Annotated in this window: 18 protein-coding genes; 3 read left to right on the plus strand and 15 right to left on the minus strand. The window is 72.2% G+C overall.

Features of this window, described 5'->3' with window-relative positions; translation table 11 throughout:
- Positions 1–8 precede the first annotated feature (8 nt).
- Positions 9–371, minus strand: a complete 363-nt coding sequence (locus HHL10_RS07665) for a response regulator (RefSeq protein ID WP_169159760.1) — start codon at positions 369–371, stop codon at positions 9–11.
- Between the two features lie 244 nt (positions 372–615).
- On the opposite strand from HHL10_RS07665, the gene HHL10_RS07670 reads away from it, so the two are divergent.
- A complete protein-coding gene (locus HHL10_RS07670) occupies positions 616–1,734 on the plus strand; it encodes a hybrid sensor histidine kinase/response regulator (RefSeq protein WP_169159761.1) in 1,119 nt (372 codons plus the stop codon).
- Positions 1,731–2,366 (plus strand): response regulator, encoded by a 636-nt coding sequence (locus HHL10_RS07675; RefSeq protein WP_169159762.1) that lies wholly within the window; start codon positions 1,731–1,733, stop codon positions 2,364–2,366. Before HHL10_RS07670 ends, HHL10_RS07675 begins: the two co-directional genes overlap by 4 nt.
- Before the next feature lie 97 nt (positions 2,367–2,463).
- Here HHL10_RS07675 and HHL10_RS07680 read toward each other — a convergent pair whose 3' ends face one another.
- The 14 genes from HHL10_RS07680 to fliF form a co-directional block, all read right to left on the minus strand.
- Positions 2,464–3,591 (minus strand): trypsin-like serine peptidase, encoded by a 1,128-nt coding sequence (locus HHL10_RS07680; protein ID WP_169159763.1) that lies wholly within the window; start codon positions 3,589–3,591, stop codon positions 2,464–2,466.
- Between the two features lie 263 nt (positions 3,592–3,854).
- Positions 3,855–4,616, minus strand: a complete 762-nt coding sequence (gene fliR, locus HHL10_RS07685; RefSeq protein ID WP_169159764.1) for a flagellar biosynthetic protein FliR — start codon at positions 4,614–4,616, stop codon at positions 3,855–3,857.
- Positions 4,617–4,777: 161 nt separating this feature from the next.
- Entirely contained in the window at positions 4,778–5,047 is a 270-nt protein-coding gene (gene fliQ, locus HHL10_RS07690; RefSeq protein ID WP_169159765.1) for a flagellar biosynthesis protein FliQ, read from the minus strand.
- A gap of 73 nt (positions 5,048–5,120) precedes the next feature.
- Complete coding sequence (gene fliP, locus HHL10_RS07695; RefSeq protein ID WP_169159766.1) at positions 5,121–5,897, minus strand: flagellar type III secretion system pore protein FliP; 777 nt, start codon at positions 5,895–5,897, stop codon at positions 5,121–5,123.
- Between the two features lie 10 nt (positions 5,898–5,907).
- Positions 5,908–6,243: a FliO/MopB family protein gene (locus tag HHL10_RS07700; RefSeq protein WP_169159767.1), complete on the minus strand. Its 336-nt coding sequence runs from the start codon at positions 6,241–6,243 to the stop codon at positions 5,908–5,910.
- A 309-nt stretch (positions 6,244–6,552) separates the two neighbouring features.
- On the minus strand, positions 6,553–7,002 hold the full coding sequence (fliN, locus tag HHL10_RS07705; RefSeq protein WP_169159768.1) for a flagellar motor switch protein FliN: 450 nt from the start codon (positions 7,000–7,002) through the stop codon (positions 6,553–6,555).
- A complete protein-coding gene (gene fliM / locus HHL10_RS07710; RefSeq protein WP_169159769.1) occupies positions 6,992–7,999 on the minus strand; it encodes a flagellar motor switch protein FliM in 1,008 nt (335 codons plus the stop codon). The genes fliN and fliM overlap by 11 nt, the downstream gene beginning before the upstream one ends.
- Positions 8,000–8,006: 7 nt before the next feature.
- Complete coding sequence (locus HHL10_RS07715) at positions 8,007–8,609, minus strand: flagellar basal body-associated FliL family protein (protein ID WP_169159770.1); 603 nt, start codon at positions 8,607–8,609, stop codon at positions 8,007–8,009.
- 164 nt (positions 8,610–8,773) lie between these two features.
- Complete coding sequence (locus tag HHL10_RS07720; RefSeq protein ID WP_169159771.1) at positions 8,774–11,014, minus strand: flagellar hook-length control protein FliK; 2,241 nt, start codon at positions 11,012–11,014, stop codon at positions 8,774–8,776.
- Complete coding sequence (gene fliJ, locus HHL10_RS07725; protein WP_169159772.1) at positions 11,011–11,481, minus strand: flagellar export protein FliJ; 471 nt, start codon at positions 11,479–11,481, stop codon at positions 11,011–11,013. Before fliJ ends, HHL10_RS07720 begins: the two co-directional genes overlap by 4 nt.
- Positions 11,482–11,609: 128 nt before the next feature.
- A complete protein-coding gene (gene fliI, locus HHL10_RS07730) occupies positions 11,610–13,034 on the minus strand; it encodes a flagellar protein export ATPase FliI (protein WP_169159773.1) in 1,425 nt (474 codons plus the stop codon).
- 26 nt (positions 13,035–13,060) lie between these two features.
- The gene (locus HHL10_RS07735) at positions 13,061–13,879 is read right to left on the minus strand and encodes a FliH/SctL family protein (protein ID WP_169159774.1); all 819 of its coding nucleotides are present in this window, start codon (positions 13,877–13,879) and stop codon (positions 13,061–13,063) included.
- On the minus strand, positions 13,863–14,861 hold the full coding sequence (gene fliG / locus HHL10_RS07740) for a flagellar motor switch protein FliG (protein ID WP_169159775.1): 999 nt from the start codon (positions 14,859–14,861) through the stop codon (positions 13,863–13,865). The genes HHL10_RS07735 and fliG overlap by 17 nt, the downstream gene beginning before the upstream one ends.
- A 6-nt stretch (positions 14,862–14,867) precedes the next feature.
- On the minus strand, positions 14,868–16,589 hold the full coding sequence (gene fliF, locus HHL10_RS07745; protein ID WP_169159776.1) for a flagellar basal-body MS-ring/collar protein FliF: 1,722 nt from the start codon (positions 16,587–16,589) through the stop codon (positions 14,868–14,870).
- A gap of 210 nt (positions 16,590–16,799) precedes the next feature.
- Between fliF and fliE the strand changes: the two genes are divergently transcribed.
- Positions 16,800–17,120, plus strand: a complete 321-nt coding sequence (gene fliE, locus HHL10_RS07750; RefSeq protein WP_169159777.1) for a flagellar hook-basal body complex protein FliE — start codon at positions 16,800–16,802, stop codon at positions 17,118–17,120.
- Positions 17,121–17,181: the final 61 nt, after the last annotated feature.

The raw sequence follows: 17,181 nt of genomic DNA on the forward strand, positions 1-17,181 counted from the left end.
GGGGGCGTTCAGCGAATGACCTTGCCGATCACTTCGATCAGCTTGGCGGGGTCGAAGGGCTTCACCATCCAGCCGGTGGCCCCGGCCTCGCGGCCGGCGCGCTTCATCTCGTCGCTGGACTCGGTGGTGAGGATGAGGATGGGCGTGCGGCCGAACTTGGGGTGCTGGCGCAGCTTGCGCGTGAGCGTGATGCCGTCCATGCGCGGCATGTTGTGGTCGGTCAGGACGAGGTCGAAGTTGCGGCTGTCGGCCTTGTCCCAGGCATCCAGGCCGTCCACCGCCTCGACCACCTGGAAGCCGGCGTTCTTCAACGTGAAGGACACCATCTGGCGCATCGAGGTCGAGTCGTCGACGGCAAGAATCGAAGGCATGCGTTATTTCTCCATGGCAGGCTGGACGGTCTATCGGCGTACGCGGGCCTGACTTAAGTTGGCAGCAGCGGCCAACGGCGCTGGCGGCCCGCGCAGTGGCGCGTACCGCGTCGTATGTCACGCCGCGCGCGCCACAGCGCCCGGCTCGTCGATTCTTGGGGCGCCGCGGCGGGTCCGGTGCCCGGATGACGGGGCGCAACCGGGTCCAATTCCGCTGTTACGGCCTTTGCGATACTCCAGCCGCATGACATCCCGTTGCCTGCGCGTGCTGCACATCGAGGACGCCGAGCTCGACCACGAGCTGGCGTTGGCGCACCTGCGCCACGGCGGCCTGGCCGTGCAGACGCTGCGCGTGGAGACCGAGCCCGCCTACCGGCAGGCGCTGCAGCAGCCCTGGGACGTGGTGCTGTCGGACTTCATGCTGCCCGGCGGCTTCACGGGGCTGCGCGCGCTGGAGATCCTCAAGGAGGACGGCGCCCGGGTGCTGCCCTTCATCCTGGTCTCGGGCGCCATCGGCGAGGACGTGGCGGTGGAGGCCATGCGCAACGGCGCCAGCGACTACCTGCTCAAGCACAACCTGGCGCGGCTGGCGCCGGCGGTGGACAACGCCATCCAGGCCGCCGAGATGCGCCGCGCCAAGCTGCGCGCCGACGAGCTGCTGGCGCGCTCGCAGCGCCAGCTGCGCGAGCTGGCGCAGCACCTGCAGACCAGCGTGGAGGCCGAGCGCGTGGCCATCGCGCGCGAGATCCACGACGACGTGGGGGGCTCGCTCACCGCGCTGCGCTTCGAGCTGGCCTGGCTGGAGCGGCACAACGCCAACCCCGAGGCGCAGGCGCACCTGGCCTCCGCGCGCGAGAGCCTCACCCATGCCATCGAGGCCAGCAAGCGCATCATGCAGAACCTGCGCCCGGCCATCCTGGAGCAGGGCCTGGTGGCGGCGCTGCAGTGGATGGTGCAGGGCTTCGCGCGGCGCACCGGCATCGAGTGCAGCCTGCGCACCAGCCACGACAGCCTGCAGCTGCCCGCGGGCGTGCCGCTGGTGGCCTACCGCACGGCGCAGGAGGCGCTGACCAACATCCACAAGCACGCCCGGGCCGGCCATGTCTGGATCGACCTGGCGCTGGGCGCGGGGGTGCTGTCGCTGGAGATCAGCGACGACGGGCGCGGCCTCAGCCGCGAGGACCTGGCCAAGGCGCAGAGCTTCGGCATCCGCGGCCTGCACGAGCGCGCGGGCACCGTCGGCGGCTGGATCGACCTCGGCCCCCGTCCCGGCGGCGGCACCACGCTCATCCTGTCCATTCCATTGGCCGCCCAGAGCGGCGACGACGCGGCCGACGAGGCCGCGCCCTGGGGAGTTCCATGATCAAGGTGATTCTGTGCGACGACCACGCGCTCATCCGGCGCGGCATCCGCGACACGCTCTCCGATGCGTCCGACATCGAGGTCGTGGGCGAGGCGGCCGACTACGGCGAGCTGCGCGCGCTCATGCGCCACACCACCTGCGACGTCCTGGTGCTCGACATCAACCTGCCCGGGCGCAGCGGCCTGGACGTGCTGCACGCGCTCAAGGACGAGGGCAGCCCGGTGCGCGTGCTCATCGTGAGCATGTACCCCGAGGACCAGTACGCCATCCGCGCGCTGCGCGCGGGCGCCTACGGCTACGTCAACAAGGGCGGCGACCCGCAGCAGATCGTGCAGGCCGTGCGCACCGTGGCCCAGGGCCGCAAGAACGTCACGCCCGAGATCGCGCACATGCTCATCGAAAGCCTGACCACGCCCGCGGCGGAGCAGGCGCACGAGAAGCTCTCCGACCGCGAGCTGCAGACGCTGGTGATGATCGCCTCGGGCAAGCGCCTGTCGGACATCGCCGAGGAGCTCATGCTCAGCCCCAAGACCGTCAGCGTCTACCGCGCCCGGGTGCTGGAGAAGCTGGGGCTGTCCAACAACTCCGAGCTCACCGTCTACGCCATCCGCAACGGGCTGGTGGGGCAGTGAGCGGCCGCCGGCCCGGCGACGCGGCCGCGCGCGCAAAAAAGGGCGGCCCCGGCGGGGCCGCCCCATCTCCCTCCGCTTGTATTGCTGGTGCGGGGCTTCAGCAGGCCCAGCTGTAGGCGGTGCAGGTGGCGCTGAGCATGGAGCCCCAGCTGCTGTCGAACTGCGAGCCGCCCTGCACCTGCACGGTGGGCGAGGTGTAGCCCCAGGAGACGTTGCTGACCAGGCGCACGGCGCCGTTGTCCTGCGTGGAAGTGGTCAGGCCCACGTAGTCCTGGCGGAAGTTGAGCACCACCGGGCCGCCGCTGGAGCCGCCGGTCATGTCCGAGCCCCAGATGCCGTTGTTGGTGCCGCCGTTGTTGGCCATGCTCTCCACGCGGTGCATCTGCGTGCCGCCGTCGAGGTTGGCCGGGTAGCCCAGCACCGTGAGGTGGCGCCCGATCATCGACGGGTACTGGTAGCCCATGAAGCCGGTGTAGTCGCCGATGCGCTTGCCGTTGGCGTCGCGGTTGAAGACGATCAGCGCCCAGTCGCCGGCATTGGGGACGGTGCCGCCGCCGTTGGCCCAGGCCGCGGTGGTGCGCACGTTGGCCCAGTTGCTCCAGGTGCCGAAGGGACGGGTCTCGGTGGTGCCCACGCGGCTGTAGCCGGGGATGAACACGAAGCTGTTGTACCAGCCGCCGGGCCGGCCGCTGTGCACGCAGTGGCCGGCGGTGGCCACGACGCCGGGGCGGATCATCGCGCCCGAGCAGATGTAGGAGTAACCGGCGGCGTCCTTGAAGAACAGCTTGCCCACGGTGCTGCTGGGGTAGGTCCAGTCCTGGGCGCGCGGATAGGTGCGCGTGGAGGTGAAGTGGATGCCGCCCGTGCCCACGGCCTCGGGGCGCACCTCGTCATCGACCTGCGCCGCCGCCAGCGCCGCGGCGCTGATCTGGCGCCGCGTCATCAGGCCCTGGGCCGAGGCCACCGGGCGCTTGCCGGGCTTGTCCACTGCCACGCCGCGGCTCTGGGCCTCGGCGGCGGCGGCGTTGTAGTCGAAGGCCGAGGCCGGCAGGTACCTGACCTTGGGCATGGGCGACTTGGCCGACAGCAGCTCCGCGTCGCTGAACTCGGCCGCGGCCTGCACCTGCGCGCCGCGCGTCAGGGCAACGGACTGGGCCTGCGCCGTGTGGGCGGCGAAGACGGCGAGGCTGGCGGCGGCAACGGCGGTGATGGAAGCAGCGTTCATTTGGAAGACCTCTTTGTTGCTCAGGGGGGTGGAAGCGGTCCGGTGACTTCAGCGAGGGGCGATGCGTACCGAACTGGCCTGAAGATTAGGTATTGACGTCTCGCGGCGCGTCCCTCCTGGGAGCGGCTGGCATGGGGGCGCGCGCGGGGGGGAGGACGGGGGAGGCGCGGGGGGGAGGGCCGGCCGAATGGGGGAGGCGCCCGGCACGGCGGGGCGAAAAAAAGCGGCCTCGGGGGCCGCGGGATCGGCTCAGGCGCGCCGGCTCACTGGAAGCGCGCGAGCATGCGTTCCAGCGTCAGCATGAACGGCTGCTCCAGCAGCGGCAGCGTCGCCAGCATGCCCAGCAGCCCCACGCCCAGCGTGATGGGAAAGCCGATTGAGAACACGTTGAGCTGCGAGGCCACGCGCGAGATCACGCCCAGCACCAGGTTGACGAACAGCAGCATCGCGATCATCGGCAGCGCGATCCACAGCCCCAGCGTGAAGATCTCCGTGCCCCACGCGTGCGGTTGCAGCCGCACCAGGAAGGCGAAGGGCTGGTCGCCGACCGGGAAGGCCTCGAAGCTGCGCACCAGCGCCGCCAGCACCACCAGGTGGCCGTTGACCACCACGAACAGCCACGCCACCAGCGTGCCGAACAGCCGTCCCGTGGCCGTGCCCGCGCTGGCGCTGACCGGGTCGAAGTAGCCCGCGAAGTTCAGGCCCATCTGCAGGCCCATCACCTCGCCGGCGAACTCCACCGCGGCGAACACGATGCGCACCGCGAAGCCCAGCGTGATGCCCACCAGCAGCTGCTGCACCACCAGCGTGACGGCCAGGGGCGAGTCCAGCGGCACCGGCGCCATCGGCGGCAGGCCGGCCTGCGCCGCCAGCGCCAGCAGCAGCGCCAGCCCCACGCGCACCCGCGCGGGCACCATGCGCGTGCCCAGCACCGGCATGGCCGACAGCAGCGCCAGCGCGCGCAGCAGCGGCCACAGCAGCGGCGTGAGCCACTGCAGCAGCTGGGCTTCGGTGAAGGTGATCAACGGCTCATTCCTATGCTGCTCGCCCGCGAGGTATTCCGTTCGTTCTGAGGTATCGAAGGATGAACGGCCCTCGCTGTGCAGTTGCCATGGCAGCCGCGCGGATTCACCCTTCGATACCTCAGGGCGAACGGTTCAACTCGCCAGCGGGACGAAAGACTGAATCAGCCCACCGCGCTCGGAATCGACTGCAGCGTGCGCTGCAGGAAGTCCACCAGCGTGGTCATCATCCACGGGCCCGCGACGGCCAGCACCGCCACCGCCGCCACGATCTTGGGCACGAAGGACAGCGTGGCCTCGTTGATCTGCGTGGCCGCCTGCAGCACGCTCACCACCACGCCCACCGCCAGGATCACCAGCAGGATGGGCGCGCACACCATCAGCAGCGTGAAGAGGGCCTGCTGCCCGACCGTGAAGACCTGGGTTGCATCCATGGTTGCGCTTTCAATCAGTGTGGGGTTGCCGCCTGCGCGCCGGTCCCGTCGCGGAGCCGGCGCGCGCGGGAAGTCATTGGGCGAAGGACGCCGCCAGCGAGCCCAGCAGCAGGTTCCAGCCGTCGGCCAGCACGAACAGCATGAGCTTGAAGGGCAGCGCCACCAGCACGGGGCTGAGCATCATCATGCCCAGGCTCATGAGCACGCTGGCCACGACCATGTCGATGATCAGGAAGGGGATGAAGATCAGGAAGCCGATCTGGAAGGCGCTCTTGAGCTCGCTGGTGACGAAGGCCGGCACCAGCACCCGCAGCGGCAGCTGCGCCGCCGGGGTGCCCTCGGGCAGCTTGGCCATGCGCGAGAACAGCTGCACGTCGCTGTGGCGCGTCTGCTTGAGCATGAACGCACGCAGCGGCTCCTGCCCGCGCTCCATCGCCTGCACCATCGTGATCTCGCCGGCGCTGTAGGGCTGCCAGGCCTGCTCGTAGATGCGGTCCAGCGTCGGGCTCATCACGAAGAAGGTCAGGAACAGGCTCATGCCGATGATGACCTGGTTGGGCGGCGTGGCCTGCGTGCCCAGCGCCTGGCGCAGCAGCCCCAGCACGATGACGATGCGCGTGAAGCCCGTCATCAGCAGCAGCATCGCGGGCAGGAAGCTCAGCGCGGTGAAGAACAGCAGCGTCTGGATCGGCACCGAGTAGCTCGTGCCGCCCGCGCCCTGGCCGATGACCAGCGGCAGCGTGCCGGGCGCGCCCTGCTGCTGCGCCAGGGCGGGCAGCGCCGCGCCGGCCAGCAGCAGCGCCGTGGCGGCCAGCGCCTGGCGGCACCGGCGGGAGAGGTGGACTTTCATGGTGGGGCGGTCAGTCGCGGGAGCGCAGCTGGCGCAGCAGCTGCGCGAAGGAGGCGGGCGCGGGCGGCGCGGCGGCGGGGGCGTCGGCCTGCGGCGCCATGGTGTGCAGCGTGCTGATCTGCTGCGCCGTCACGCCCAGCACCAGCCAGCGCCGCTCCTCGCCGCTGCCCACCTCCACCGTCACCAGGCGCTGGCCGGGGGACAGCGGCAGCACGGCCACGGTGCGCATCACGCCGGGCGTGCCCGCGCCCTGCGCCAGCGGCGTGCGCTTGAGCAGCCACAGCGCCACGGGAATGAGCGCCAGCACGGCCAGGAACCACAACAGCGACAGCCATCCGGTGTTCATGGAAAACCTGCTTTCATGCAGACGACGAGCCGGGTACAGAGGCCGGGAAGCGGCGTGGCGCCGCGGCCTCGTGCGGAACTCGCGGAGTTCCCGGACCCTGTTGACCCGTTCGTCCTGAGGTATCGAAGGACGAATCCGACAGGCCGCAATGCAGCCCGTCAGCTTTGTTGGTTCACGGTCACGTTCGCCCTGAGGTATCGAAGGGCGAATCCGGAAGGCTCTTGCGACCTGCCGCACGGCAGGGGCCGTTCATCCTTCGATACCTCAGGACGAACGGAATACGGAGTTCCAAAGATCGGCGGGCTCGCCTCAGCTGCGGCTGAGCCGGCGCACGCGCTCGCTGGGCGTGACGATGTCGGTGAGGCGGATGCCGAACTTCTCGTTGACCACCACCACCTCGCCCTGCGCGATGAGGTAGCCGTTGACCAGCACGTCCATGGGCTCGCCGGCCATGGCCTCCAGCTCCACCACGGAGCCCTGGGCCAGCTGCAGGATGTGCTTGATGGGAATCCGCGTGCGGCCCAGCTCCACGGTGAGCTGCACCGGGATGTCCAGGATCATGTTGATGTCGTTGATCCCGGCCGGGCTCTGCATCTCGGCGGCGCCGAAGTCGGCGAAGGAGGCGGGCTTGGCCTGGGGCATCGGCACCTCCTCCTGGGCGGTGACGGCGGCCGTGTCGGAGCGGGCCTCGGCCAGCGCGGCCTCCCACTCGGCGGCCATGCGGTCCTCCTCGGACAGGGTTGCTTGTTCAACTGCCATGTTGTTGGTCTCCGATCCAGCTGATGGTGGAGCTGGAGATGAGTCGTTCGACCTTGATGGCGTACTTGCCGTTGCGCGTGCCGCACTGGGCCTCGAGCACCGGCACGCCGTCCACCTTGGCCTGGATGAGGGGCGTGCGGTCGAGCTCGATGAAGTCGCCCGCCTTGAGCGACAGCAGCTGCTCGACCGTGGCCGGCGCGTGGGCGAGCTCGGCCACCAGATCCACCTCCGCGGCCTGCAGCTGCGTCTTGAGCAGGTTCACCCAGCGCCGGTCGGGCTCGGTGGAGTCGCCCTGCACCGACGAGTACAGCACGTCGCGGATGGGCTCCAGCGTGGAGTAGGGAATGCAGAAATGGATGGAGCCGGCGGTGGTGCCGATCTCCAGCGTGAAGCTCGTGGCCACCACGATCTCGCTGGGCGTGGCGATGTTGGCGAACTGCGGCTGCATCTCCGAGCGCTGGTACTCCAGCTCCAACGGGTAGATGCCCGTCCACGCCTTCTTGTACTCGGTGATGATCACCTCCAGCAGCCGCGTGATGACGCGGTGCTCGGTGGGGCTGAAGTCGCGGCCCTCGATGCGGGTGTGGAAGCGCCCCGTGCCGCCGAACAGCGCGTCGATCACGGCGAACACCAGGTTGGGCTCGCACACGATCAGCCCCGAGCCGCGCAGCGGCCGCACCGAGACGATGTTGATGTTGGTGGGCACCACGATCTCGCGCAGGAAGGCGCTGTACTTCTGCACCTTGATGCCGCCGATGGCCACCTCGGGGCTCTTGCGGATGAAGTTGAACAGCCCCACGCGCACGTTGCGCGCGAAACGCTCGTTGATGATCTCCATCGTGGGCATGCGCCCACGCACGATGCGTTCCTGGCTGGCGATGTCGTAGGTGCGCACCGCTCCGGTGGGCGCCTCCTCCTGCTCCAGCTTCTGGCTCTCGCCGGTGATGCCCTGCAGCAGCGCATCGACTTCGTCCTGGGAGAGGAACTGCTGGTTCATCCCTGCCTCACTGGACGATGAAGTTGGAGAAGTGCACGGCCTTGATCGGCAGTGCCATGAGCCGGCGCGGCTTGCGCGGCCGGCTGCCTGCGGGCGCGCTGGCGCCGGGGGCGGGCTCCTCGACCAGGTCGTCGGGATTGACCTCGTAGCCCAGCGGGCGCAGCGCCTGCGCGCGCAGCTCGGCGGCCAGGCGGCGCTTGCCCGGCTCGTCGCGCACGGACGCCGAGCTCTTGTTCGACAGCACCAGCAGGATGTTGTTGCGGATCACGGGCATGAAGGCCTTGATCTGCTCGACCGCCTTCTGGTCCTCCACCTCCAGCGTCACGCCCACCTGCGCGAAGCGGTCGGTGTCGCGGTCGGCGAGGTTGACGGTGAAGACCTCCAGCTGCACGAACACGGGCGCGCTCCTGGGGTCGTACTGCTCGGCGTCCGCGTCCTCGGGCGCGTCCTGGACCTCGACCTCGACCTCCTCGTCATCGGCCGACATCGAGCGGTTGATGAGGTAGGCCGCACCGCCGCCCAGCAGCAACAACACCGCTGCCGCGATGAGGACGATCTTGATGCGGCCCTTCTTCAGCGAGGCTCCCAGGGCGGCGACGGCAGCGGACATTCAGGCTCCAGTGGACGGCGGATTCCGGGCGGGGCCCGGTCGGTGCGTGGCCCGGATTATTCGGTTCCATGCTCCGGGACGAAGGCGGAAATAGCAGGGAAAACGACAGCTAAACGGCCCAGCGGCGGGCTGGGCCGGCGGTACCCGCGCGGCGGCGGCGAGGCTCAGGCGTACATGTCGAGCCCGCCGCGCCCGCGTCCGGCAGGCGGTGCGGCCACCGGCGCGGGGGCCGGTGCCCCGGCGCCGCGCGCCGCGGCCAGGCCCGTGTTGTCCGGGCGCGGCCGTCCGTCCGGCGCGTTCTGGCCGCCACCGCCACCGCCGGCCTGGCGCTCCGACACGCCGCCGCCCGAGAGCGTGAAGCCGCCCTCGCGCAAGGCGGCCGCCAGCGTCGGCAGGCTGTCCTGCAGCGCCGCGCGCGTGGCGGCGAGGTCGGCGCCGAACTCCACATGCGCCTGCTGGCCATCGAGCTCGATGCGCACCGACACCGGGCCCATGTCGGCCGGGTTGAGCTCCAGCTGCGCCTGGCCGATGCCTTCGCGCACCAGCATCCGCAGCTGCGTGCCCAGCGCCGGCGCGAAGGCCGGCGAGCCCAGCGTCGCGGCCAGGTACGCGGAGAAGGGCGTGCCGGGCGTGTCCTGCGGCACCGGCGCGGCGGCCGTCGTGGCGGCGTCGGCCGTGGCCACCGGCAGCGCCACCGGCGCGGTCGGCTGCAACGGGGGCTGCTCGGCCGCGGGCGTGCGGTCCAGGCCTGCCGCGGGCGCAGTAGCCGGGGCACCCGCGCCGGGCGCCACGGACACCGCGGCCGGCACCGAGCCGCCCGCGTCGCCGCCCGCGCGTGCACCGGCGCCCGCCTGGGCCGGGGCCTGGAAGGGCGGTACGGCGCGCAGGCCACGCTCGGCCCCGGGGTTGGCGCGCGCGCCTGCCGGCGGCGCCTGCGGGCCGCTGCGGTTCGGTGCGGCTGCAGCCATGGCCGTGGCGCCGATGGCGGCCGACACCACCGCTTCGGCGGCGGCTTCGGGGCGCGGCGCGGCCTGGGCGGCCGGCGCTGTCGTCCTGGCTGGCGTTGCCGCGGCGGTCACGGTGGCCGTTGCTGCCGTGGCAAGCCCCGCCGCCGTGCCGGCGGGTTCGGTGGGCTGCCGGGCGGTTTCCGGTACGGCGCGCGCCGGCCGGACCGTGCCTTGCGGCGCTTGAGCCGCTGCTGTTTCCGTTGCGTCTTGCCGGGTGGCCGGGGCCGCCTGCGCGACCGCGCTCCGGCGGCCGGCGGCCGGCGCGACGGCGGTGCCGAAGCTCGCCTGGGCCAGCCCCGGACCGGTGGCGCCGACGGCGGCGGGCAGGGCGCCGGTGACGGCCGCCCCGGAGCCGGGAGTCACGGCCGCCGTGCCGGCGAGCGCAGGGGCGCCGCCGGAGATGGCGCTGCCGGCGCGCGTGGGCACGTCGGCCGCGGCACCGGTGACGGCATGGGCCGCGCCAATGGTGGCCGTGGCCGGATGGGCCGGGGCCATCGCCGCGGTGCCCGTGAGGGTGGGGGCGTCGCCGATGGCGGCGCTGCCGGCACGCGTGGGCAGGTTGGCCGCGGCACCGGTGGCGGCGCTGCCTGAATGCGCCGGGGCGGTTGCTGCGGCGGGAGACGAGGCGGCGGCCCGGCTGCCGGCCGCCGTGCCGGAACGCACCGGCGCGGCGACCGTGGTCCCTGTGGCGCCGGCTGCCGTGCCGGTGGCGGCCCCGCGGGAGCCCGCCGGGGTGGCGGCTGCGCTGCCGGGCCGGGTGGACTGGGTGCCGGTGGCCGGGACACCAGCGGACGCCGGGGCGGCTGCCGTCGTGGCGCCGCGGCCCATGGCGGGAGCCGCGAGGCCGGGGGCCATGCCGGCAGGTGGGGCGGCGTTGCGGGTGGCCGCGGCGGCGGCGGTGTCCGTTGCCGTGACAGGGGCGGTGCTGCCCGTGGCCGTCGTGGCGGTGACGGCGGCGCCGCCGGTGGTACTGGTGGTGCCGATGGCGCTGTGGCCGCCGGCGGCTTCCGGCACCGCGTCCGCAGCCGCGGACGGGCCGACCGGCGCTTCGGCCGGGCGGCCGAACTGCGCCAGCAGCGCCGGCAGGCCCGGCGCCGTCGCGGTGTCCGCAGCGGGCAGGGCGGGCGGGGTGGCCTGGACCGCGGCGGCTGCCGCGAGTTCGGGCGCCGTCGCGATGTCCTCCGCCTTGCGCCGCGCCGCGCCGCGCCGGGGCGCCGCATCGGTGTCGTCGCCGGCCACGGCGTCCTGCTGCAGCCCGGCCGCCTGCAGGGCGCGCTTGAAATCCGTGTCGCCGGCCTGGCCGGCGCGCGGCATGCCCGCAGGGGCGGCCTTGCCGGGGCGGCCCGCGGCGGCTGCCGCGAGGGGCGTGGAAGGCAACTTGTTCACTGAGGTGCTCATGCGAGCGCTCCACTGGGGTGGTTCCAGGACCCGAGGCCCGCGGTACGGCCGGCGGCCTCGTCGTTGCGCTTTTGCTCGCGCCGGTCCTCGGCCAGGCGTGCCTGTGCCTGCCGGCGCGCGATCAACTTGCTGACGGCCGCCACGCGCGTCTCCTGCGCCAGCAGCGCCTGGCGCGCGCGGTCGAACTGCGTCTGCGCCAGGTTGCGGATGTGCTCCTGCTGCGTCACCGCCTGCTCCAGCCGGTCGCCGAAGCTCTGGTAGCACTGCAGCGTCGCCATGTCCGTGCCCGCGGTGCTGAATTGCGCGGACCAGCGCTGCTGGTAGTCGCCGCGGTACTGGTCCAGCTGCTCGGCCTGGGCCTGGGCCTGCTGCAGCCGCGACTGCACCTGGCGCAGATGCGCCAGCGCCTGGTCGCGCCGGCGCTCCTCAAGCTCCAGCAGGGTGTGCAGGGAACGCAGCTCGCTCATCGGGGCATGTCGCCGCGGCCACGGCCGGCGGCATTGGAAGGGTCGGAGGGCATCCGGTCGAGTGTCTGGTGCGCGGGGGCGGCGTGATGCGCGGAAAAGGCGGGGGACTGGGGTGCATTCGCGCCGTCTCAGCCGCCCACCAGGGCCGTGAGCTGCTGCTTGCCCAGCTCCAGCGGCGCGTGCTCCTGGATGCCCTGCTGCAGCAGCGCCATGAGCTGCGGGTGCAGCCGCACCGCCAGGTCGAGCTCGGCGTCGTGCCCGGGGGTGTAGGCCCCGAGCTGGATCAGGTCGCGCGCGCGGTTGTAGCGCGCCAGCAGCTGGCGCGCGCGCCGTGCGGCGTCGAGGTGCGCCTTGTCGGCCACGCTGGTCATGACACGCGACACCGACTTCTCCACGTCGATGGCCGGGTAGTGCCCGCCCTCGGCCAGCTCGCGCGACAGCACGATGTGCCCGTCCAGGATGCCGCGCGCCGCGTCGGCGATCGGGTCCTGCTGGTCGTCGCCCTCGGACAGCACCGTGTAGAACGCGGTGATCGAGCCCACGCCGTGCAGGCCGTTGCCGCTGCGCTCCACCAGCTGCGGCAGCTTGGTGAAGCAGCTGGGCGGGTAGCCCTTGGTGGCCGGGGGCTCGCCGATGGCCAGCGCGATCTCGCGCTGCGCCATGGCGTAGCGGGTGAGGCTGTCCATCAGCAGCAGCACATGCCGGCCCTGGTCGCGGAAGTGCTCGGCGATGGCGGTGGCGTAGGTGGCGCCCTGCATGCGCACCAGCGCCGGCGAGTCCGCGGGCGCGGCCACCACCACCGAGCGCGCCAGGCCTTCCTCGCCCAGGATGTCCTCGATGAACTCCTTGACCTCGCGGCCGCGCTCGCCGATGAGGCCCACCACGATCACGTCGGCCGTGGTGTAGCGCGCCATCATGCCCAGCAGCACCGACTTGCCCACGCCGGTGCCGGCGAACAGGCCCAGGCGCTGGCCGCGCCCGACGGTGAGCATGGTGTTGATGGCGCGCACGCCCGTGTCCAGCGGCTGGCGCACCGGGGCGCGGTCCATGGCGTTGATGGGTCGGCGCGCCAGCGGCGCCACGGCGCAGGCCGCCAGCGGCCCGCGGCGGTCCATGGGCTGGCCATGCGGGTCCACCACCCGCCCGAGCAGCCCCGGCCCCACCGGCAGCAGCAGGCCGCGATCCTCGCTGCGGCGCCAGGGATGCGCGTCCTTGCCCAGCTGCGGCACGGCGATGGGCGCGGGCCGCGGCAGCACGCGCGCGCCGCTGGCCAGCCCGTGCAGCTCGCCGGTGGGCATCAGGAATGCGCGGTCGCCGTTGAAGCCCACCACCTCGGCCTGCACCGGCGCCTCGTGGTCCATGCGCACCTCGCAGGCCGCGCCCAGCGGCAGCCGCAGCCCGGCGGCTTCCAGCACCAGCCCCGTGACGCGCAGCAGCGTGCCCTCGGCCGGCAGCGGCTGCGGCTGGTCGGCGAAGTCCGGCAGCCGCGACAGGAAGCGGTCCCAGCGCTGGGCGCGCGCGGCCTGGGCGGCCTCGATGAATTCGGTGCTCATGGCTCGCTTGGCGGAAGGGGCGGGCCTCAGGCCCGGGGCGCGGCGCCGACCGCGCCGGGCAGCTCCAGCTCGAACTCGGGCTCCGGCCGGGCCGGGGCGGGTGCGGCCGCGGTCGCCGCCGGGGCGGGAGGCGGCGGCTCCCAGGGCACGGGCGTGCCCAGCAGCTGCGTCGCCTGGGCCCAGCGCTGCTCGATGCGCGCATCGACGCGGCCCAGCTCCGACTCCACCACGCAGCCGCCGCGCGCCATGCCGGCGCTGGCGACCAGGCGCGCGCCGCGCGCCTCCAGCAGCGCGCCGGCGCCGGCGGCCACCAGCGGCTCGTCCTCGGGATGCACCGTCACGCGCAGCTGGCGCGCGCCGGCCAGCATCGCGCCCACGGCCTCCATCGCCACGTGCCTCACCAGCTCGGGCCGGGTGTCGAGTTCGGTGCGCAGCACCGCGCGCGCCAGCCGCGTGGCCGCCTCGGCCACGGCCTGCGCCATGGGCTGCTCCATCGCCTGGAACTGCTGGTCGATGGACTGCAGCAGCGCGCCCACCTGCGCCGCCATCTGCGCGCTGTGGTGCTGCTTGAAGCTCTCCAGCGCCGCCAGCCCGTCGCGGTAACCGTCCTCGTAGCCCTGGCGCTGGCCCTCGGCGCGGCCTTCCTCGCGCGCCGCGGCGCGCGCGGCCTCCAGCAGCGACACGTGCTCGGCATGCTTGAGGTCGGGCGGCGGCGCGGCCGGGGGCCTGGCCGTGGGCTCGAAGCTGCCCGGCATCCAGGTCTTGAAGCTGTGCAGCTCCTCGCGCGGGATGAAGCGCGAGTACAGGCTGCCCGGGCGCGGCGGGCGGTCAGATGTACTGGTCATCGGCACCCGCGCCCAGCACGATCACGCCCTCGTCGGCCAGGCGGCGCACGGTCTTGAGCATGTCCTTCTGCTGCGCCTCCACCTCGGACAGCCGCACCGGCCCGCGCGCTTCGAGCTCTTCCTTGAGCATCTCGGCGGCGCGGGTGGACATGTTCTTGAAGATCTTGTCGCGCAGCTCCGGCGAGGCGCCCTTGAGCGCCACCACCAGCTCGCTGGACTGCACTTCCTTGAGCAGCGCCTGCATGCCCCGGTCGTCGATCTTCACCAGATCGTCGAAGGTGAACATGTTGTCCATGATCTTCTGCGCCAGGTCCGCGTCGGTCTCGCGCACGTAGTCCAGCACCGAGGCCTCGACCGAGCCGCCGAGCATGTTGAGGATCTCCGCGGCGGTCTTGACGCCGCCCAGGCTGGACTTGCGCGTGGCGCGATCGCCGCCGGCGAGCACGCGGCCCATGACCTCGTTGAGGTCCTTGAGCGCGCTGGGCTGGATGCCGTCGAGCGTGGCGATGCGCACCAGCACCTCGTTGCGCTGGCGGTCCGGAAAGCACTTGAGCACGCCGCTGGCCTGCTCGTAGTCCAGGTGCACCAGGATGGCGGCGGCGATCTGCGGGTGCTCGTTGCGCATGAGCTCCGCCACCGAGGGCGGGTCCATCCACTTCAGGCTCTCGATGCCGGTGATGTCGCTGGCCTGCATGATGCGTTCGATCAGCAGGTTGGCCTTGTCCTCGCCCAGCGCGCGGCGCAGCACGCCCTTGACGTACTCGTCGTTGTCGGGCACCAGCAGGCTGTGGCTGTTGGCTTCCTCGGCGAAGCGGTGCAGCACGCCGTCGAGCTTCTCGCGCGACACGGGCTTCATGCGCGTGATGGTCTCGCCCAGGCGCTGCACCTCTTTAGGGGCGAGGTGCTTGAACACGGCCGCCGCCTCTTCCTCGCCCAGCGTCATGAGCATGATCGCGGCGTCTTCCAGTCCCTGATCGTCCATCGCGGGTCAGCTTTCCTTGTTGAACCAGCCGCGCAGGATGTTGGCCACCACCGCCGGGTTCTCCCGGGTCAGCGCGCGCATCTGGTCCAGCGACGAGGCATTGGCCGTTTCGGCCACCAGCGCCGGCGGCGGCATCATCGACACCCTGGGCTTGGGCGGCACGGGCTCGGGCAGGGCCTGCGGGTCATCGACCACGGCGTCGAGCCGCGTGCCCGGCGCCGGGGTGCGCTGCAGCGCGCGCAGCGCCGGGCGCACCAGGCCCAGCAGCAGCATCAGCGCCACCAGCGTCAGCGCCACGGGCATGCCCGCGCTGCGCAGCAGCTCCTGCAGCCAGGACTGCTGCCACAGCGGCAGCGCCTCGGGCTGCGCGGAGGCGGGCGCCTGGAACGGCGCGCTGACCACCCGCACCGAGTCGCCGCGGTCCTTGCTGAAGCCGATGCTCTCCTGCACCAGCGCGGTGAGCTTTTCCAGCTCCTCCACCGACGGCGCCAGGGTGGTGGTCTTGCCCCGGGGGTCGGTGCTGGTGCGGTGGTTGATCACCACCGCCGCATTGAGCCGCTTGACCATGCCGGTGGCGTTGCGCGTCACGCGCACGGTCTTGTCCAGCTCGTAATTGACCACGCTCTCGCGGCGCGCGCCGTTGGCCAGGGCGCTGCCCGCGGTCCCGCCGGTGGCGGTGCCGGAGTTGGGCTGCGTGGGCTGCAGCGGCGCCGAGGCGCCGTTGACGGGGGCGCTGGGCGCCTGCGGCGGCTGGTTGCTCACGGCCCCGGGCACGCCCGTGGGGGGCGTCCCGCCCGCGCCGGCGCCCACCTCGTTGCTGTGCATGCTGCGCACCGCGGCGGGCTCGCCGCCCTGGTTGGGCTTGTAGAGCTCGGCGGTGGACTCCGTCTGCGAGAAGTCCAGCTCCGCCGTCACCGTGGCGCGCAGGTTCTCGCGGCCCACCAGCGGCTCCAGGATGTCGATGACGCGCTGCTGCAGGCTGCGCTCGACCTGCTGCACGTAGGCCAGCTGCTGCGCGTCCAGCCCGGGCTGCTGCCCCGAGCCCTCGGGGCTCGACAGCAGCGCGCCGCTCTGGTCCAGCACGCTCACCGCCTTGGGATTCATCTCCGGCACCGACGCGGCCACCAGGTGCACGATGCCGGCGATCTGCGCGCGCTCCAGCGTCTGCCCCGGCCGCAGCGTCAGCAGCACCGAGGCGCTGGGCTTCTGGCTCTCGCGGAAGAAGCCCGTCTGCTGCGGCAGCGCCAGGTGCACGCGCGCGGCCTCCACCGCGCCCAGCGACATGATCGAGCGCGTGAGCTCGCCCTCGAGCCCGCGCTGGAAGCTCACGCGCTCCTGGAACTGCGTCTGGCCGAAGCGGGCGTTGTCCATCAGCTCGAAGCCCACGATGCCGCCCTTGGGCAGCCCGGCCGAGGCCAGCTTGAGCCGCACGTCGTGCACCTTGTCCGCGGGCACCAGCAGCGTGCCGCCCTCGCCGTGGCGGTAGGGCACGTTCATCTGCGCCAGCTGCGCCAGCACGGCGCCGCCGTCCTTGTCCGACAGGTTGGTGTAGAGCACCCGGTAGTCGGGCTGGCTGCTCCACAGCAGCAGGGCGACCAGCACCGCGAGCAGTCCGGCCGCGCCCGCGCCCAGCATGAGCCTGTTGCGAGGCGGCAGGGCCGCCAGGCGCGCGAAGCGGCCGGCGGCGGCCGGCGGCTGGGAAGTGACGGGAGAGAGGGCTTGGTCCATGGCGGCGCGACGGAACGACGGAAGCTGCGCGGGCAGCCGGCGCAGGAGAAGGCGATTCTTGAGCCGGGCGCGGCCCGGGCATCGGCTGATGAAACGGGCAAAGCCGGCCCACTTCGCTCCACCGCGCCCGCGGCGACGCTCCTAGAGTCCGGCCAGCCTGGGGTTATCACGTCCAGTTACATCACCTTTCCCCCGGGGAACCTGTCTGCCATGGATCTCAAACTCAAACCTTTTGATTTCGCGCAAGCCCTGGCCCGTGCCGGGCTGCAGGCCGATGGCCAGCCGCTGCGCACGGCCGCTGCGCCCCAGGCCGGCTTCGCGCAGGCCATGGCCCGGGCGCTGGAGTCCGTGAGCGCCTCGCAGAACGAGGCGCAGCGCCTGCAGCGCGAGGTGCAGCTCGACAGCCCGGGCGCGAGCATCGAGCAGACCATGGTCGCGATGCAGAAGGCGCAGATCGGCTTCCAGGCCACGCTGTCGGTGCGCAACCGGCTGGTACAGGCCTACACCGACATCATGAGTATGCAAGTGTAACTTTGGGTAAGGCGACTTAATTCCCGCTCTTTGCCTGTTTCTTGTTCCGGTCCCTAAAGAA

This window comes from Azohydromonas caseinilytica, from assembly GCF_012927045.1.
In the GTDB taxonomy this organism is placed as follows: Bacteria; Pseudomonadota; Gammaproteobacteria; order Burkholderiales; family Burkholderiaceae_C; genus Azohydromonas; species Azohydromonas caseinilytica.

Excerpts from the sequence above, each read along its gene's own strand:
- fliG (WP_169159775.1), bottom strand. The coding sequence starts at position 14,861 with ATGGACGATCAGGGACTGGAAGACGCCGCGATCATGCTCATGACGCTG.
- HHL10_RS07720 (WP_169159771.1), bottom strand. The coding sequence starts at position 11,014 with ATGAGCACCTCAGTGAACAAGTTGCCTTCCACGCCCCTCGCGGCAGCC.
- HHL10_RS07680 (WP_169159763.1), bottom strand. The coding sequence starts at position 3,591 with ATGAACGCTGCTTCCATCACCGCCGTTGCCGCCGCCAGCCTCGCCGTC.
- fliN (WP_169159768.1), bottom strand. The coding sequence starts at position 7,002 with ATGGCAGTTGAACAAGCAACCCTGTCCGAGGAGGACCGCATGGCCGCC.
- fliF (WP_169159776.1), bottom strand. The coding sequence starts at position 16,589 with ATGGACCAAGCCCTCTCTCCCGTCACTTCCCAGCCGCCGGCCGCCGCC.
- HHL10_RS07665 (WP_169159760.1), bottom strand. The coding sequence starts at position 371 with ATGCCTTCGATTCTTGCCGTCGACGACTCGACCTCGATGCGCCAGATG.
- HHL10_RS07700 (WP_169159767.1), bottom strand. The coding sequence starts at position 6,243 with ATGAACACCGGATGGCTGTCGCTGTTGTGGTTCCTGGCCGTGCTGGCG.
- fliQ (WP_169159765.1), bottom strand. The coding sequence starts at position 5,047 with ATGGATGCAACCCAGGTCTTCACGGTCGGGCAGCAGGCCCTCTTCACG.
- HHL10_RS07735 (WP_169159774.1), bottom strand. The coding sequence starts at position 13,879 with ATGACCAGTACATCTGACCGCCCGCCGCGCCCGGGCAGCCTGTACTCG.
- HHL10_RS07670 (WP_169159761.1), top strand. The coding sequence starts at position 616 with ATGACATCCCGTTGCCTGCGCGTGCTGCACATCGAGGACGCCGAGCTC.
- fliJ (WP_169159772.1), bottom strand. The coding sequence starts at position 11,481 with ATGAGCGAGCTGCGTTCCCTGCACACCCTGCTGGAGCTTGAGGAGCGC.
- fliE (WP_169159777.1), top strand. The coding sequence starts at position 16,800 with ATGGATCTCAAACTCAAACCTTTTGATTTCGCGCAAGCCCTGGCCCGT.
- fliP (WP_169159766.1), bottom strand. The coding sequence starts at position 5,897 with ATGAAAGTCCACCTCTCCCGCCGGTGCCGCCAGGCGCTGGCCGCCACG.
- HHL10_RS07715 (WP_169159770.1), bottom strand. The coding sequence starts at position 8,609 with ATGTCCGCTGCCGTCGCCGCCCTGGGAGCCTCGCTGAAGAAGGGCCGC.
- HHL10_RS07675 (WP_169159762.1), top strand. The coding sequence starts at position 1,731 with ATGATCAAGGTGATTCTGTGCGACGACCACGCGCTCATCCGGCGCGGC.
- fliM (WP_169159769.1), bottom strand. The coding sequence starts at position 7,999 with ATGAACCAGCAGTTCCTCTCCCAGGACGAAGTCGATGCGCTGCTGCAG.
- fliI (WP_169159773.1), bottom strand. The coding sequence starts at position 13,034 with ATGAGCACCGAATTCATCGAGGCCGCCCAGGCCGCGCGCGCCCAGCGC.